The sequence below is a fragment of the Wocania ichthyoenteri Th78 genome (assembly GCF_000789235.1).
Taxonomy (GTDB): Bacteria; Bacteroidota; Bacteroidia; order Flavobacteriales; family Flavobacteriaceae; genus Wocania_A; species Wocania_A ichthyoenteri.
This window is the reverse complement of record NZ_KN525716.1, coordinates 465,059-480,560: the sequence shown is the minus strand read 5'-3', so window position 1 is coordinate 480,560 and position 15,502 is coordinate 465,059. Positions and strand designations below refer to the sequence as shown.

The window sequence follows — 15,502 nt, the reverse complement described above, 5'->3', positions numbered from 1 at the left end:
AATGAAATATAGTTTCAGTAATTATTTAATAAATACTAATTTTTTTTTAATTCTGATTTTTCTAATAGCATTAAACTCTAATGCTCAAGAAAATACAGATAATTTGCGCTTGTATGATAACTTTAAGCCATTGTCTTCTGATAATATTTTTAAAACGGAAGGCTATTATAACTGGGGAACATCTATAATAAAAGGAAAAGACGGGAAATATCATTTGTTTTATTCTAGGTGGAAAAAAGAATACGGGTTTTATGGTTGGTTAACACATTCTGAAGTTGCCCATGCAACCTCCAAATCCTCGTCAGGACCTTGGAAGTTTAAAGAAACAGCATTATCAAATCAAGGTGGTAAATGGGATGTTATTACAGCGCATAACCCAAAGATTAAATATTTTGAAGGAAAATATTATTTATACTATATATCTACCAATTTAGGAGATAAAGACTATTCTGAAGCGGATTTAATTGAAACAGCAAAAATAGGTTATAGCCATACTAATTGGAAAATATTACGTCCAAATCAACGCACAGGAGTAGCCGTTTCAAATTCTATTAATGGGCCATGGAAACGTATTGAACAACCGTTAATAGAACCATCGGGACCAATAACAACACTTACGGTTAATCCAGCAATTGATAAAGGAAAAGACAACAAGTATTATTTAGTTGTAAAAGGCGATAAGCCCAATGAGAAACGATTTATTAGAAATCAAGCAGTTGCTATATCTGAAAGTCCAATAGGTCCTTTTAAAATCCAAGACAAGCCCGTAATAGATTATATAGATACGGAAGACATGTCTGTATGGTTTGATGAAACCAGAAATCGTTTTTACGGTGTCTTTCATACACATGGTTTTATAGGAATGGTAACATCTGATGATGGTGTAAACTGGAAAAAATCTAACGAATATGTTTTAATGCGTAAAGAGGTTACACTTAAAGATGGTACTAAACTTATTCCAGATAGATTAGAACGACCATTTATTTATCATGAAAATGGTAAACCAAAAGTATTAAGTCTTGCTGTTAAAAAAGGAGACGAATCGTATAGTATTTTTATTCCTATTAAGGAGCATAAATACCCTGTTCCAAACCAAAGACAATTAGCATGGCAAGAAGCAGAATTAGGTGTGGTTTATCATTATGATTTACATGTATTTGATGGAAAAAAATATGGACAAGGAGGTAATAGAATTGACCCAGTTGATGACTACCAAATATTCAACCCTACAAAGCTAGATACCGATCAATGGGTAAAAGCAGCTAAAGATGCAGGGGCAAAATTTGCTATTTTAACAGCAACTCACGAAACCGGCTTTGCACTATATCAATCAAATGTAAATCCGTATAGTTTAAAAGCTGTTAAATGGAGAGAAGGCAAAGGTGATATTGTTGGAGATTTTGTGGCGTCTTGCAGAAAGTACGGAATAAAACCAGGTATTTATTTAGGAATTAGATGGAACTCATTTATGGGTGTACACGATTTTAAAGTAAATGGTGAAGGCGCTTTTAAAGAGAATCGCCAAAAATGGTACAACAAAATGGTAGAAGGTATGGTTAGAGAAATTTGTACCAACTACGGAGAACTTTTTGAGATTTGGTTTGATGGTGGTGCAGACCATCCAGATAATGGGGCACCAGACGTTTTACCAATAGTTCGTAAATACCAACCTAATTGTTTGTTTTATCATAATGGGCAATTAGCCGAAGCTCGTTGGGGCGGTTCAGAGTCTGGAACAGTAAGTTATCCAAGTTGGGCAACTTTTCCTTATAATTCAACTGGTGCAGGAGAAACGGCTCAAAAAAATATTTATAAGGATAATTATAAGTTGTTAAAACAGGGTGATCCCAATGGTAAATTTTGGGTTCCAGCTATGTCTGATGCGCCATTGCGAGGATATAATGGAAGACATGAATGGTTTTGGGAACCAGGAGACGAAGCGCATATTTTTCCATTGGAAAATTTAATGGAAATGTATTATAAATCTATTGGCAGAAATTCAACCTTGATTATGGGTTTAACTCCAGATCCAGACGGTTTGATGCCAGAACCTGATGTAAAACGATTAAAAGAATGGGGAGATGAAATTAAAAGAAGATTTAGCAAGTCTATTGCATCAACATCTGGTAATGGAGATAGATTAACTTTAAAATTTGATAAACCAACTAGCATAAATCATGTTATTATTCAAGAAAACATTCAAAATGGCGAACGTGTTAGGCGTTATCAAATTGAAGGTTTAATTCGTGGAAAATGGAAAGTATTATGTAGCGGAGAAAGTATTGGTAATAAAAGAATTGAACAATTTGAAACGGTAAATGTTAGTAGAATTAGACTTAAAATTTCAAAATCTGAAAGAGAACCTCAAATAAAAAAAATGAGTGCTTATTACGTAAAACCTAAACCATGAGAAAAACCAATACATTATATGTTTTTATGCTGTTATTAGTTGCAGTATTAGTTTTTTGTGGTTTTTCTAAAAAACAATCTAAAATTTTAATTGTAGGAGATTCAATTTCTATTGGGTATACGCCATTTGTAAAGGAAAATTTAAAAAATAAAGCTATAGTAAAGCATAATCCAGGAAATGCGCAGCATACAGGTACAGGACTAAAAAAAATTAAGGAATGGATTGGCAATGAAAATTGGGATATTATTCAAATTAATTGGGGTTTATGGGATTTATGCTACCGACATAAAGATGCTAAAGTATATGGCAATAGAGATAAAGTAAATGGAAAAATAACATATTCACTTGAAGAGTACGGAAGAAATCTTGAGCAAATTATTCAAACTATTAAGCAGGTTTCAGATGCTGAAATAATTTTTGTCACCACTAGCTATATTCCAAAAAATGAGGCTGGAAGATTTCATAAAGATGCCCAAAAATATAATAAGGTTGCAAAGCGAATTATGCGAAAATATGATGTTAAAGTAAATGATATTTATAAAAAATCTAAAGCAATTCATAAAATAAATGGAAAGGGAGAAGATGATGTTCATTATAATAAAAATGGCTATAAAGCAATAGGTGAAATTATATCTAAATTTCTTTCAAAAGAGATTTAAAACTAATCTAGTTTAAAACAATAAGCTAACATGAAGGTTTATTTAAAATTATTAGTATTTCTAATTTTATTAGGTTGTAAACCAGAAACACAACCATTAAAAATAGCTTGTATTGGAGACAGTATAACCTATGGTGCGGGTGTTTCTAATAGAGAAAACAATGCCTATCCTAAACAATTACAAGCAATGCTTGGTGAAGATTATCAAGTAAAAAACTTTGGAGTAAACGGAAATACGTTATTAAAAAAAGGCGATTACCCTTATTGGGAATCAGACAAATATAAAGAAGCCTTAAGTTTTGCTCCAGATGTGGTTTATATAAAATTAGGAACTAACGATAGTAAACAACAAAACCGTATTCATTTAGATTCTGATTTTGAAAACGATTATAAAGCACTCATTCAGTCTTTCAAAGAAAAAAATAATCAGGTTCGTATAGTTTTATTATTACCAGTGCCTTCTTTTTTAAATGATTCTACAAGTATTTGGAATCCTATAATTAAAAATAAAATCATTCCTTTAACTCAAGAGATAGCTTTTGATACTAAAAGTGAAATTATCGATTTATATCAACTGTTTGCAGGCGAACAAAATATGTTTCCTGATAAAATTCATCCGTCTTCATTAGGTGCAACAAGAATAGCAAGACGTGTTTATGAAGATGTTATTTTTAAGGCTGATGACGCTAAGCAGGAATTTAGCACTTCAAAATTAGAAGCTAATAAATCCAGTAATTTCTACGGATTTACCCTAACCGATTTTAAATATGAAAATATCCCTTGTAAAATAGTTACGCCTAAAAGAGCAGCAAAAGGAAAACCATGGGTAATGCGAGCTCGTTTTTTTGGACACGAACCGCAAACAGATATTGCTTTGTTGGAAAGAGGCTACCACATCGCGTATTGCGATGTTGCCCGTTTTTATGGTAACAAAGAGGCAGTAAACCGATGGAATGTTTTTTACGATTTTATGGTTAAAAACGGATTTTCAAATAAAGTAGTTTTAGAAGGCATGAGTAGAGGCGGTCTTATAGTTTATAATTGGGCTGCAGAAAACCCTGAAAAAGTAGCATGCATTTATGCTGATGCTCCAGTTTTAGACGGAACGAGTTGGCCTGCTGGTAAAGGAAAAGGAAAAGGTAGTGAGAACGATTGGGAAGCTTTTAAAAAGGCATATGATATTACTACAGAAGAGCAGGTTGCCAATTTTAAAGGGAATCCAATACATAAAACTGAGGCTATTGCAAAAGGAGGCTTCCCCATGTTTCATGTTTGTGGTGAAGCTGATGAGGTAGTACCTGTTGATGAGAATACACGAATTTTTGAACAAAAGATTAAAGAAAAAGGGGGAAACATAAAAACTATTTATAAGGCAGGTATAGGGCATCATCCGCATAGTTTAGAAAACCCAACACCAATAATCGATTTTATTTTAAGGGCAACTAATAAAAAAATAAATTTTGCAACAATTCTTACTCCAGGTTCAGAGTATCGCTCAGGTGCGGGTTGGATAGAAGGTAAAGGATGGTGGCATCAAATGGAAGATATAAATAACTTATGCCAGTCAACAAAAGATTTAGATATTCTACTAATAGGAAATTCCATAACCCAAGGTTGGGGTGGTAATCGAAATTTTACAACTTATAAACCTGGTCAAGCAGCAGCAAATATTCATTTTAAAGGGTTAAATTATGTAAGCGCAGGTATTTCAGGTGATAGAACAGAACATATCCTTTGGAGAATAAAAAATGGAAATTATAATACAAATTCTCCTAAATTGATAACGTTAGCAATTGGGGTTAATAATTTTAGATTTAACACAGCCGAAGAAATTAGTAAGGGCATAGAGAAAATTGTAAAATTGATGGAAGATGAATTTCCTAATTCTCAAATATTGCTTCTAGGTCCACTGCCAACAGGTTTGGATGCCCATTCTGAGCGCAGGCAAAAATATAATGAAATTCATAAAACTATAGCTTATTTAGATGAGAAGCCTCAAATGAACTATTATAACCTTATCGACTTGTTTTCAGATGAAAATGGTAACTTGAAAGACAATCTTTATAGCGGAGATGGTATTCATTTAAAACCAGAAGGCTATCAAGTTTGGGGAGAATTTATAAAAGAGAAATATAACGAACTAATAAAAAAATAAAAATGAAATTAATACGATTTGGAGCAGAAGGAAACGAAAAACCAGGATTACAATTACCAGATGGTACACGAATTGACGTATCTGCATTTGGACAAGATTATAATGAAGAATTTTTTGGAAGCAATGGAATACAGCAATTGGAAAATTGGTTAAAAACGAATCAAGATAGTTGTCCAATAATTTTAAATGATACGCGCTTAGGTGTACCTTTAACCAGACCATCAAAAATAGTTTGCGTTGGATTAAATTACGCAAAACATGCTGAAGAAGCAGGTATGGCAGTACCTAAAGAACCTGTATTATTTTTTAAATCTACAACCGCACTATGTGGGCCGAATGATGATGTGATTATTCCTAAAAACTCAGAAAAGACAGATTGGGAAGTAGAATTAGCTATAGTAATAGGCAAAAAAGCATCTTATGTTGAAGAAGCTGATGCATTTAATCATATTGCTGGTTATGTGCTGCATAATGATGTTTCAGAACGCGCTTTCCAGATAGAAAAAGAAGGACAATGGTGTAAAGGAAAAGGCTGCGATACTTTTGCTCCTGTAGGACCATTTATTGCAACAAAAGACGAAATAAATAACCCTAACAATTTAGAATTATGGTTAGATGTTAATGAAGAAAGATTACAACATTCGTCAACATCAGATTTTATTTTTAACGTACAAGAAGTGGTTTCATACATAAGTCAGTATATGACTTTGCTTCCTGGGGATATTATTTCTACTGGAACACCTTTTGGTGTAGGCTTAGGGTTTAATCCCCCTAAATATTTAAAACCAGGTGATGTTATGGAATTGGGTATTGAAGGTTTGGGTACTTCAAAACAGGTTGCAAAAGCTTATCAAGGTTAATTAACTAATATTGAAGTAAAATAATGTCAAAATATATTTTCATTTTATTTGTAATTGTTTTAGTGAGTTGTAAAAGTACTTCATCTAAAATAGTTGATGGCTATAAGTATATTCAAAAAGATACTGTTAAAGTAAAAGACTGGAAATTAGTTTGGAAAGACGATTTTGATGCGCCAAAAATAGACACTACAAAGCGGACAAAAATTCCTAAAAATAATGCCGATTGGGGAAATTATATGACTAGCGACTCTAAATGTTATAATATTTCTGATGGAAAACTATATTTAAAAGGCATTGTAAATCCAGATACTGTTTCAGATTCTAGACCTTATTTAACAGGTGGAATTTATACCAAAGGCAAGTTTGCTTTTCAGTATGGCAAAATTGAAATTCGTGCTAAGTTAGAAAGCGCACAAGGCGCGTGGCCTGCAATTTGGATGTTATCCGAAGAAAATAAATATGGGAAATATCCAAGAAATGGAGAAATTGATATTATGGAACATCTAAATTATGAGAATCAAATTTATCAAACAACGCACTCGTATTACACTTTAGAGTTGAAGCAGAGCAGCAATCCGCCTCATTCAAAAACCTCAAAATTCGACAAAGAAGCGTTTAATACTTTTGGTTTGGAATGGTTTCCCGATAAATTGGTTTTTACGTTAAACGGCAAAGAAACATTTACTTACCCAAGAATAACAGGCGTCGATAAATCGCAATGGCCTTACGATCAGCCGTTTTATTTGTTAATCGATCAGCAATTGGAAGGGTCATGGGTAGGTAAAGCAAACCCCGACGATTTACCGGTACAAATGATTATAGATTGGGTAAAAGTGTATCAATAGAAGGCTATGAAAATAGACGCACATCAACATTTTTGGAAATTCAACCCTGTACGGGATGCTTGGATTGATGATTCGATGCAAATCATTCGAAAAGACTTTCTGCCTCAAGATTTAAAACCTATTCTAAACGATAATAATGTTGATGGATGTGTTGCTGTACAAGCAGATCAAAGCGAAATCGAAACCGAGTTTTTATTAGAAAATGCCAAACAAAATCCATTTATTAAAGGAGTTGTTGGGTGGATAGATTTAAAAGCTAAAAATGTTGAAGACCGATTAGCGCACTACTCAAACAATTCTCTATTCAAAGGAGTTCGCCATATTGTTCAAGCCGAAGCAAACGATTTTATGTTAGGTAAAGATTTTCAAAATGGCATTAGTAAATTAGAGCAGTTTAATTTAACCTATGATATTTTAATATTTCCACCGCAAATAGAATCCGCTATTGCTTTGGTGAATAAATTTCCAAATCAAAAATTTGTAATTGATCATATAGCAAAGCCATATATTAAGTCAGGAAGAATTGATGAGTGGAAAGCAAATATGATTGAATTAGCAAAGACACAAAATGTATTGTGCAAAGTATCCGGAATGGTTACTGAAGCCAATTTAAAGCATTGGAAAACTTCAGATTTCACACCCTATTTAGATGTTGTTTTTAATGCCTTTGGAATAGATAGAATTTTATATGGTTCCGATTGGCCGGTCTGTTTACTGGCTGCAAAATATGAACAACAGTTGCAACTTGTTCAAGAATATATTGAAGATTTTTCAGAAAATGATAAGACAAAAATACTTGGAAGCAATGCTATTAAATTTTATAATTTATAAATCATGAAAAAAATACATTTACTTATACTGCTACTGTTAACTGCAAATATCAGCTTCGCAAAAATTTGGTTACCGTCAATACTATCAGACAATATGGTACTGCAACAAAATTCAAACGCTACTATTTGGGGTTGGACAACATCAACTGCTGAAACTATAGAAGTTATTGGTTCTTGGAATGGTGAGGTCGTTAAAGTAAAAACCTACCAAGGCGTTTGGTCTGTGACTTTACCAACTACAAGGGCAGGAGGACCATATACAGTTATTATTAGAGGACATGAAGAAATAGTTTTAAGTAATGTATTATTAGGAGAGGTCTGGTTATGTTCTGGGCAATCTAATATGCAATGGACTCCAGAGAATGGACTTTTAAATGCCGAAGAAGAAATTAAAAAGGCTAATTACCCAAATATTAGATTTTTTCAGGTACCTCAAACAAAATCTATTACACCGCAAGATGATTTAGTTGGAGATTGGACAGAATGTAAACCAGAAACTATGCGAAAGTTTAGCTCTGTAGCATATTTTTATGGAAAAGAATTATATCAAACATTAAATGTACCCATTGGTTTGATAAATTCTAGTTGGGGAGGCACACCTGTTGAACCATGGATAAAAAAAGAATTGATAGAAAATGATGAAGAACTTAAAAAAGCAGCTAAAAAACTAAAAAGCTATGAATGGTGGCCAGGGCTGCCTGGAAATGCATATAATGGCATGATTCACCCTATCACAAAATTTAATATTGCTGGCGTTATTTGGTATCAAGGTGAATCTAATAGAGATAATGCATTTTCATATTACAAATCATTCCCTTTACTTATCGAGTTTTGGAGAAAAGAATGGGGAAAAGAATTGCCTTTTTATTTTACGCAAATAGCCCCTTTTAACTATAAAAGTAAAACTAACATTGAAGCTGCAGTGGTAAGGGATGCGCAATTATATACTATGCTAGCCCTTCCAAAAACTGGAATGGTGGTAACAAACGATATTGGGAATTTAAAGAATATTCACCCCATAAATAAACAGGAGGTAAGCAAGCGATTATCTCTTTGGGCATTGGTAAAAACTTACGGAGTGAAGGACCTTATGTTTAGCGGACCTATTTATAAATCAATGGAGATAAAAAAGAATAAGATAGTGCTTTATTTTGATTATGCAGAAAACGGTTTAATAAAAAAAGAAAAGGAGTTAAGAGAGTTTTTTATTGCAGGTGAAGATCAAAAATTTTATCCAGCTATAGCAAAAATAAAAAATAACACCGTTGTTGTTAGTTCAAAAAAAGTAAAAAAACCAGTAGCTGTCCGTTTTGCATTTTCAGACACAGCATTACCTAATTTGTATAACATGTCAGGGTTACCAGCCTCAGCTTTTAGAACTGATGATTGGGAAATTGATATAAATAATGACTAACTTTTTTAATATATGTATTTAAAACAAACTTTATCGATTCTTATTTTTGTTACAACGTTTTGTTCTTGTAATAAAACTCAAAATGAAGTAATAAGTGACCACAATTTAACCCTTTGGTATAAACAACCAGCTGCGACATGGATGCAAGCATTACCTGTTGGGAATGGACGCTTAGGCGCTATGGTTTTTGGAAATCCAAACCATGAAAGAATTCAATTAAATGAGGATTCTATGTGGCCTGGTGGTCCAGATTGGGGAGATTCAAAAGGAAATAAAAAAGATTTAGAAGAATTAAGACGACTTTTAAAAAAAGGAGACGCTCATAAGGTTGATGAACTTATTGTAGAACGATTTTCGTATAAATCGGTTTTGCGGTCACATCAAACCATGGGAGATTTGTTTATAGATTTTTTAAAAGATAGAGAAGTAGAAAACTATACAAGAACATTAAATTTAAATAATGCAGTATCAACTGTAAGTTATACGTCAAGAGGTAATAATTATTCTCAAAAGGTTTTTGCTTCAGGAGCTGATGATGTATTAATTGTTGAGTTGGAGACTGATGCAAAAGAAGGAATGAATTTTAGTGTTTCCTTAAGCCGTCCAGAAGATAAAGGTAATAAGACAGTAACTATTTCAAACCCATCAAATGATGAGATTACTATGGAAGGTATGGTAACTCAATATGGAGGAAAAAAGATGAATGAGCCATTCCCAATTGATTATGGCGTTAAGTTTGAAACACGAGTAAAAACTAAGAGTTCATCAGGAAGTATAAAAGCTGACCAAGGAAAATTGGTTTTAACAGGAGCTAAAAAGGTTACTATAATTTTGTCTTGTAAAACTTCTTTTTATCATGAAGATTATAAAGCTAGTAATAATGATATTTTAAGTAAGGTGTCAAATAAATCGTTTAATGAACTTCTAAAAAATCATATAAAAGATTATCAAAAATATTTTGATAGAGTTGAGCTAAGTTTAGGTGGAAAAGAGTTAGATACCATTCCAACTGATAAAAGGTTACAGCGTATTAAAGATGGAGAAGATGACCCTGACTTAGCGGCTAAATTATTTCAATTTGGAAGATATTTACTTATATCATCCTCAAGACCAGGAACAAATCCTGCTAATTTGCAAGGTATATGGAATGAGCATATTGAAGCCCCTTGGAACGCAGATTATCATTTAAACATTAATTTACAAATGAATTATTGGCCAGCAGAGGTTACTAATTTAAGTGAAATGCATTTGCCTCTATTTGATTTTTCTAATCGTTTATTAGAAAGAGGTAAAATAACTGCGAAAGAGCAATACGGCATAGGAAAAGGAGCTGTAATGCATCATGCAACCGATTTGTGGGCTCCAGCTTGGATGCGAGCCGCAAGACCATATTGGGGATCTTGGATTCATGGTGGTGGTTGGTTAGGACAACATTATTGGGAGCATTATAATTATACAAAAGATGATGAGTTTTTAAAAAAACAAGTATATCCGTATCTTAAATCAATAGCAGAGTTTTATACCGAATGGCTCGTTTGGGATGAGAATACCCAAAAATGGGTTTCTACACCAGAGACTTCTCCAGAAAACTCTTATTTTGCTAAAGATGGTAAACCAGCGGCAATTTCATATGGTGCTGCTATGGGGCATCAAATAATTGCAGAAGTTTTTGATAATGTATTAAAAACTGCTAAAATTTTGAATATTGAAGACGATTTTACAAAAGATGTAAGATCAAAAAGAGAAAAGCTATTTCCTGGAGTAGTAGTAAGTAATGAAGGACGTATTTTAGAATGGAATGAAGCTTATGGTGAACCCGAAAAAGGACACAGACATATGTCGCATTTATATGCATTGCACCCAAGTAATCAAATTACCGTTGCAGATACTGTTGCCTTTAAAGCAGCACAAAAAACAATTGATTATAGGTTAGAGCATGGAGGTGCAGGAACTGGGTGGAGTAGAGCGTGGATGATTAATGTTAATGCACGATTGTTAAACACAGATTCTGCCGAAGAAAACATTAGAAAATTTTTTCAAATATCTATTGCTGATAACTTGTTTGACGAGCACCCTCCTTTCCAAATCGATGGAAATTTTGGATATACTGCTGGTGTAGCTGAGTTGTTAATGCAATCTCATGAGCCTTTTATAAGAATACTACCAGCTTTACCAAAAAACTGGCAAACAGGTAATGTTAAAGGTTTAAAGGCAAGAGGAAATGTAGAAGTAGATCTTGAATGGAAAGAAGGAAAGTTGGTAAAAGTTGGGGTATTGGCAAAAAATGAAGGAATTTATAAAATTCAGTACGGGTCATTAATGAGTGAAGTAAAGTTACCTAAAAACGAAAAAATCTGGTTAAATAATAGCCTTAGTATAGTAAAGTAAAAGCATTATAGAGTGGAATGTTACATATAGTCACCCAAAAGAATTTAATTATAAAGCAAATGAAGTGTTTTAAAAAAGAGCAGATTATAATTTTACTTTTTTTATTCTTAGGTTTTAATAATTTAGCAAAAGCACAATCTCAAGTACATTTAAAAGACTTGCAAATTTCACTGGCGCAACAAACCTATAGCGCACCTACAATTAATAAATCTGTTACAGGAGAGTCATTATCCATAGCAGGAATCCCTTATAAAAATGGTGTTGGAGTGCATTCCAAATCTATTATTAAAATTAAAACTAATGATTCTCGCTCTTTTACAGCAAAAGTTGGTGTTAACGATTCCAAGATAGATTATGGGTTAAAAACTATTAAAACCATTCCTTTAACTAATGGAAAGCGAATTTTTTATAATGTAACCCAAACAAAGAAACAATTTTTAGGTGTAGAAGGAATAGATGGTAAGGTAAACAAAGGCACCGTTGTATTTATAATACGTCATAATGGAAAAGAGATTTTTAATAGCGGGATTATGAAACAAGGTGATTCTGCTAAAGAAATAAAACTAAAAATAGACAGAGGTCTTTTAGAATTAATTGTTGAAAATGCTGAAGGTGACCCAAGTGGAGATCACGCTATTTGGGCTGACGCTATGTTTGATTATTTTGAAATTCCACCAGTAGTAGTTTCTGAAGAATTTCAAGGAAAAGTAACAGAGCAACCAGACGAATTGAAAACTAAATTGAAAAGTATAATTCAAAGCTTACCAGAAATAAGTTTCCCACTTAAAGAACCAGATTATGATTGGTTAGTAAATAATGATAAAGTAAAAGCAAATGTATATAAAACAGAAAGTGGAAAAGACATTGTGCTTTCAAATGGTTTAATAGCTAGGGTTTTTAGGGTGACTCCTAATTTGGCAACTATAGACTATGTTAACCAAATGACAGGAGAAAGTATACTAAGAGGTGTTTCAAATGAAGGCGTTTTAACTATAGATGGTAAAGACTACCAAATTGGAGGCTTGAGTAAGCAACCAGAGTATGGGTACACTTTAATGAAATGGGTAGATGCGCTTTCTGCAGTTCAAAATTCTTTTGCAATTGAAAACATTGAAATTAAAGAATTAACAGATAGACTATTGTGGAAACGAGTGCGTTGGGCTTCAAACACAAAAATGCCGACAGGAAAAGAATTGGTGTTTACGCTTTCAAAAGATGGAGTAAAAGTTAAAGTACATTATGTTCTATACGATGGCATTCCTACACTTAGTAAATGGATAGAAGTTATTAATGAATCAAAATTTATGATTCAGTTGAATAAATTTAAGTTAGAACAACTAGCTATGGTTGAAGGTGAAAATTTAGTAGATACACCAAAGCATTGGGTAAAGCCAAACATTCATATTGAAAGTGACTATGCGTTTGGAGCTATGCAACAAAAGACTTCTGACAAAACTACATATTGGGAAAAAGATAAACGTTATACTTCGCAAACAAATTACCCTTTAAATTTACCATGCTTATTAGAGATAAAGCCACCATTAGGCCCTGATATAGGAATTCCAGTAGGAAAATCGTTAACAACCTTTAGGGTTTGGGAAACACCACTAGACAGTAAAGACCAAGAACGGGTTGGCTTGTTTAAAAGAAAATTGTATCGAACCATTTCACCTTGGGTTACTGAAAACCCAATGTTTCTGCATTTAACATCTACCGACCCTGAAATTATAAAAAGAGCAGTAGATCAATGTGCAGAAACGGGTTATGAAATGATTATTCTAAGCTTTGGTAGTGGTTTAGATATGGAAAAAGAAGACGAAGCATACTACCAAAAATTCAAAGAATTACGAGAATATGCCAACTCCAAAGGCATTGAATTAGGAGGCTATTCCTTATTATCTAGTAGATGGATTAGTGATGAAGTTGATGTTATTAACCCGAAAACAGGAAAACGAGGAGGAATGATTTTTGGTTCTTCACCATGTTTAAGTAGTGAATGGGGCTATGATTATTTTAAGAAAATTAAAAAATTCTTTACTAAAACAGGAATGCAGGTTTTTGAAAACGATGGCTCCTATCCTGGGAATGTTTGTGCTTCAACAAAACATACTCATCATAATGGGTTAGAAGATTCACAATGGAAACAATACGCTCAAATTCAAGGGTTATATAAATGGATGCGATCAGAAGGTATTTACATGAATGTGCCAGATTTTTATATCAATTCAGGATCTAATAAAACAGGAATTGGATATCGAGAGGTTAACTGGTCATTACCAAGAAATAGACAACTAGTTCTTGGCCGAATGAATATTTACGACGGTTTATGGGATAGAATACCTAGTATGAATTGGACTTTTGTGCCTTTAACAGAGTACCATGGAGGAGGTGCTGCAGCTACATTAGAACCTTTAAATGATCACTTGCTTGATTATGAAAATCAGATGATTCAAAATTATGGGTCAGGAGTTCAAGCTTGTTATAGAGGGCCACGGTTATTTGATACACCAAAAACAAAACAAGTAGTGATCAATGTGGTTAATTGGTATAAAAAATATAGAGAGGTACTAAATAGTGATATCATACATTTAAAACGTCCATCTGGTAAAGATTGGGACGGGTTTTTACATGTAAACCCTAACTTAAAAGAAAAGGGGCTAGCCTTATTTTTTAATCCAACAGACAAAGATATGGAGAGAGAAATAAAACTACCTCTTTACTATACTGGGCTTACCGAATATGCTTTGATAAGGGAAAAAGAAGGAAAAGCTTTAAAGTATAAATTGAAACGAGATTATAGTGTAAAAATTAATGTTACAATACCAGCAAATTCATATCAATGGATTGTGATTGAATAATAGTGAAAATTAAATGTTATAAGCAAAAAAGAATATTAAAGTTGACTTGAATGAAAAGTAATAATAAACTAAAAATGGAAAGAAATATGAAAACAGTTTTGAAAACAAGTATGGTATTATTGTTGCTAATAGGCACTTTTTTTTCCTGTAAGCCTAAATTAGAAGAAAGGCCTAAGCAACTTGTAAAACATGTTGTTTTGATAGGTTCAGATGGTTTTGGAGCCTATGCTTTTAAAAAGGCTAAAGTGCCTAACTTAAGAAGACTTATGGAAGAAGGATCTTACTCATTAAAAGCAAGATCAGTATTGCCATCATCAAGTGCAGTAAATTGGGCATCCATGATTATGGGTTCCGGACCAGAATTACATGGTTACACAGAATGGGGCAGTAAAACACCTGAATTACCATCAAGAATTATAGGTAAAGGAAACATATATCCTACTGTTTTTAGTTTAATTGATGAGCAATTACCAGAGAGTAAAAAAGGAGTGTCTTATACTTGGGGAGGTATAGGTTATCTCTTCGAAAAGGATATGGTTGATTTGGATTTTAATGGAAAATCTGATGAAGAAACAAAAGATAAAGCTTTAGAGTTTATTGTAAACGAAAAACCGGCATTGACTTTTATTCATTTTACACATCCAGATAATGAAGGTCATGAAATTGGTCATGATACTCCAGAATATTATGAAGCAGTAGAAAAGGTAGACGCTTTAATAGGTGACATTATTAAGACTTTAGATGAGAATAATTTATTAAACGATACAGCCATTATATTCACTTCAGATCACGGAGGTATTGGAAAAGGGCATGGTGGAAAAACACTTTTAGAAGTAGAAATTCCCTGGATTATTTATGGTAAAAATTTATCAGCAAAAGGTAAGCTTAATTCTAGCATTGTAACCTACGATACAGCAGCAACTATTGCTCATCTTTTAGGTTTAGAAACACCTGATTTTTGGAGAGGAAAACCAATAACTAAAGTTTTTAATGAACATAATAAGTAACTTTAATGATAATAAACTAAAGCTCTATTCTAATTCTTAAGCAAAAAAAGTATCGTATAAGGTTATTTAAACAGTAG

The 15,502-nt window shown here is 33.0% G+C and carries 10 protein-coding genes; all 10 read left to right on the top strand.

Going from position 1 to position 15,502, the window contains the following annotated elements:
- Position 1 precedes the first annotated feature (1 nt).
- Genes RG22_RS18075 through RG22_RS02205 form a run of 10 tightly spaced genes read left to right on the top strand, consistent with a single transcriptional unit; the run spans position 2 to position 15,425 of the window.
- Positions 2-2,410 carry an alpha-L-fucosidase gene (locus RG22_RS18075; RefSeq protein WP_081997643.1) on the top strand — a complete coding sequence of 803 codons (2,409 nt, stop codon included), beginning with the start codon at positions 2-4 and terminating at the stop codon, positions 2,408-2,410.
- The gene (locus RG22_RS02245) at positions 2,407-3,069 is read left to right on the top strand and encodes an SGNH/GDSL hydrolase family protein (protein WP_244462105.1); all 663 of its coding nucleotides are present in this window, start codon (positions 2,407-2,409) and stop codon (positions 3,067-3,069) included. The genes RG22_RS18075 and RG22_RS02245 overlap by 4 nt, the downstream gene beginning before the upstream one ends.
- Positions 3,070-3,099: 30 nt before the next feature.
- Entirely contained in the window at positions 3,100-5,223 is a 2,124-nt protein-coding gene (locus RG22_RS02240; protein WP_034040496.1) for a GDSL-type esterase/lipase family protein, read from the top strand.
- A 2-nt stretch (positions 5,224-5,225) separates the two neighbouring features.
- A complete protein-coding gene (locus RG22_RS02235) occupies positions 5,226-6,083 on the top strand; it encodes a fumarylacetoacetate hydrolase family protein (RefSeq protein WP_034040493.1) in 858 nt (285 codons plus the stop codon).
- Between the two features lie 23 nt (positions 6,084-6,106).
- Positions 6,107-6,928 (top strand): glycoside hydrolase family 16 protein, encoded by an 822-nt coding sequence (locus RG22_RS02230; RefSeq protein ID WP_034040490.1) that lies wholly within the window; start codon positions 6,107-6,109, stop codon positions 6,926-6,928.
- A gap of 6 nt (positions 6,929-6,934) precedes the next feature.
- Positions 6,935-7,759 carry an amidohydrolase family protein gene (locus tag RG22_RS02225; protein ID WP_034040488.1) on the top strand — a complete coding sequence of 275 codons (825 nt, stop codon included), beginning with the start codon at positions 6,935-6,937 and terminating at the stop codon, positions 7,757-7,759.
- A 3-nt stretch (positions 7,760-7,762) separates the two neighbouring features.
- Positions 7,763-9,172 carry a sialate O-acetylesterase gene (locus RG22_RS02220; protein WP_034040486.1) on the top strand — a complete coding sequence of 470 codons (1,410 nt, stop codon included), beginning with the start codon at positions 7,763-7,765 and terminating at the stop codon, positions 9,170-9,172.
- 12 nt (positions 9,173-9,184) lie between these two features.
- Positions 9,185-11,560, top strand: a complete 2,376-nt coding sequence (locus RG22_RS02215) for a glycoside hydrolase family 95 protein (RefSeq protein WP_034040484.1) — start codon at positions 9,185-9,187, stop codon at positions 11,558-11,560.
- A 59-nt stretch (positions 11,561-11,619) separates the two neighbouring features.
- Positions 11,620-14,418, top strand: a complete 2,799-nt coding sequence (locus RG22_RS02210; protein WP_052143814.1) for an NPCBM/NEW2 domain-containing protein — start codon at positions 11,620-11,622, stop codon at positions 14,416-14,418.
- A gap of 50 nt (positions 14,419-14,468) precedes the next feature.
- Positions 14,469-15,425: an alkaline phosphatase family protein gene (locus tag RG22_RS02205; RefSeq protein WP_244462104.1), complete on the top strand. Its 957-nt coding sequence runs from the start codon at positions 14,469-14,471 to the stop codon at positions 15,423-15,425.
- Positions 15,426-15,502 lie beyond the last annotated feature (77 nt).

Coding starts and splice junctions, on each gene's coding strand:
- RG22_RS18075 (WP_081997643.1), top strand. CDS start 2: ATGAAATATAGTTTCAGTAATTATTTAATAAATACTAATTTTTTTTTA.
- RG22_RS02245 (WP_244462105.1), top strand. CDS start 2,407: ATGAGAAAAACCAATACATTATATGTTTTTATGCTGTTATTAGTTGCA.
- RG22_RS02240 (WP_034040496.1), top strand. CDS start 3,100: ATGAAGGTTTATTTAAAATTATTAGTATTTCTAATTTTATTAGGTTGT.
- RG22_RS02235 (WP_034040493.1), top strand. CDS start 5,226: ATGAAATTAATACGATTTGGAGCAGAAGGAAACGAAAAACCAGGATTA.
- RG22_RS02230 (WP_034040490.1), top strand. CDS start 6,107: ATGTCAAAATATATTTTCATTTTATTTGTAATTGTTTTAGTGAGTTGT.
- RG22_RS02225 (WP_034040488.1), top strand. CDS start 6,935: ATGAAAATAGACGCACATCAACATTTTTGGAAATTCAACCCTGTACGG.
- RG22_RS02220 (WP_034040486.1), top strand. CDS start 7,763: ATGAAAAAAATACATTTACTTATACTGCTACTGTTAACTGCAAATATC.
- RG22_RS02215 (WP_034040484.1), top strand. CDS start 9,185: ATGTATTTAAAACAAACTTTATCGATTCTTATTTTTGTTACAACGTTT.
- RG22_RS02210 (WP_052143814.1), top strand. CDS start 11,620: ATGAAGTGTTTTAAAAAAGAGCAGATTATAATTTTACTTTTTTTATTC.
- RG22_RS02205 (WP_244462104.1), top strand. CDS start 14,469: ATGAAAAGTAATAATAAACTAAAAATGGAAAGAAATATGAAAACAGTT.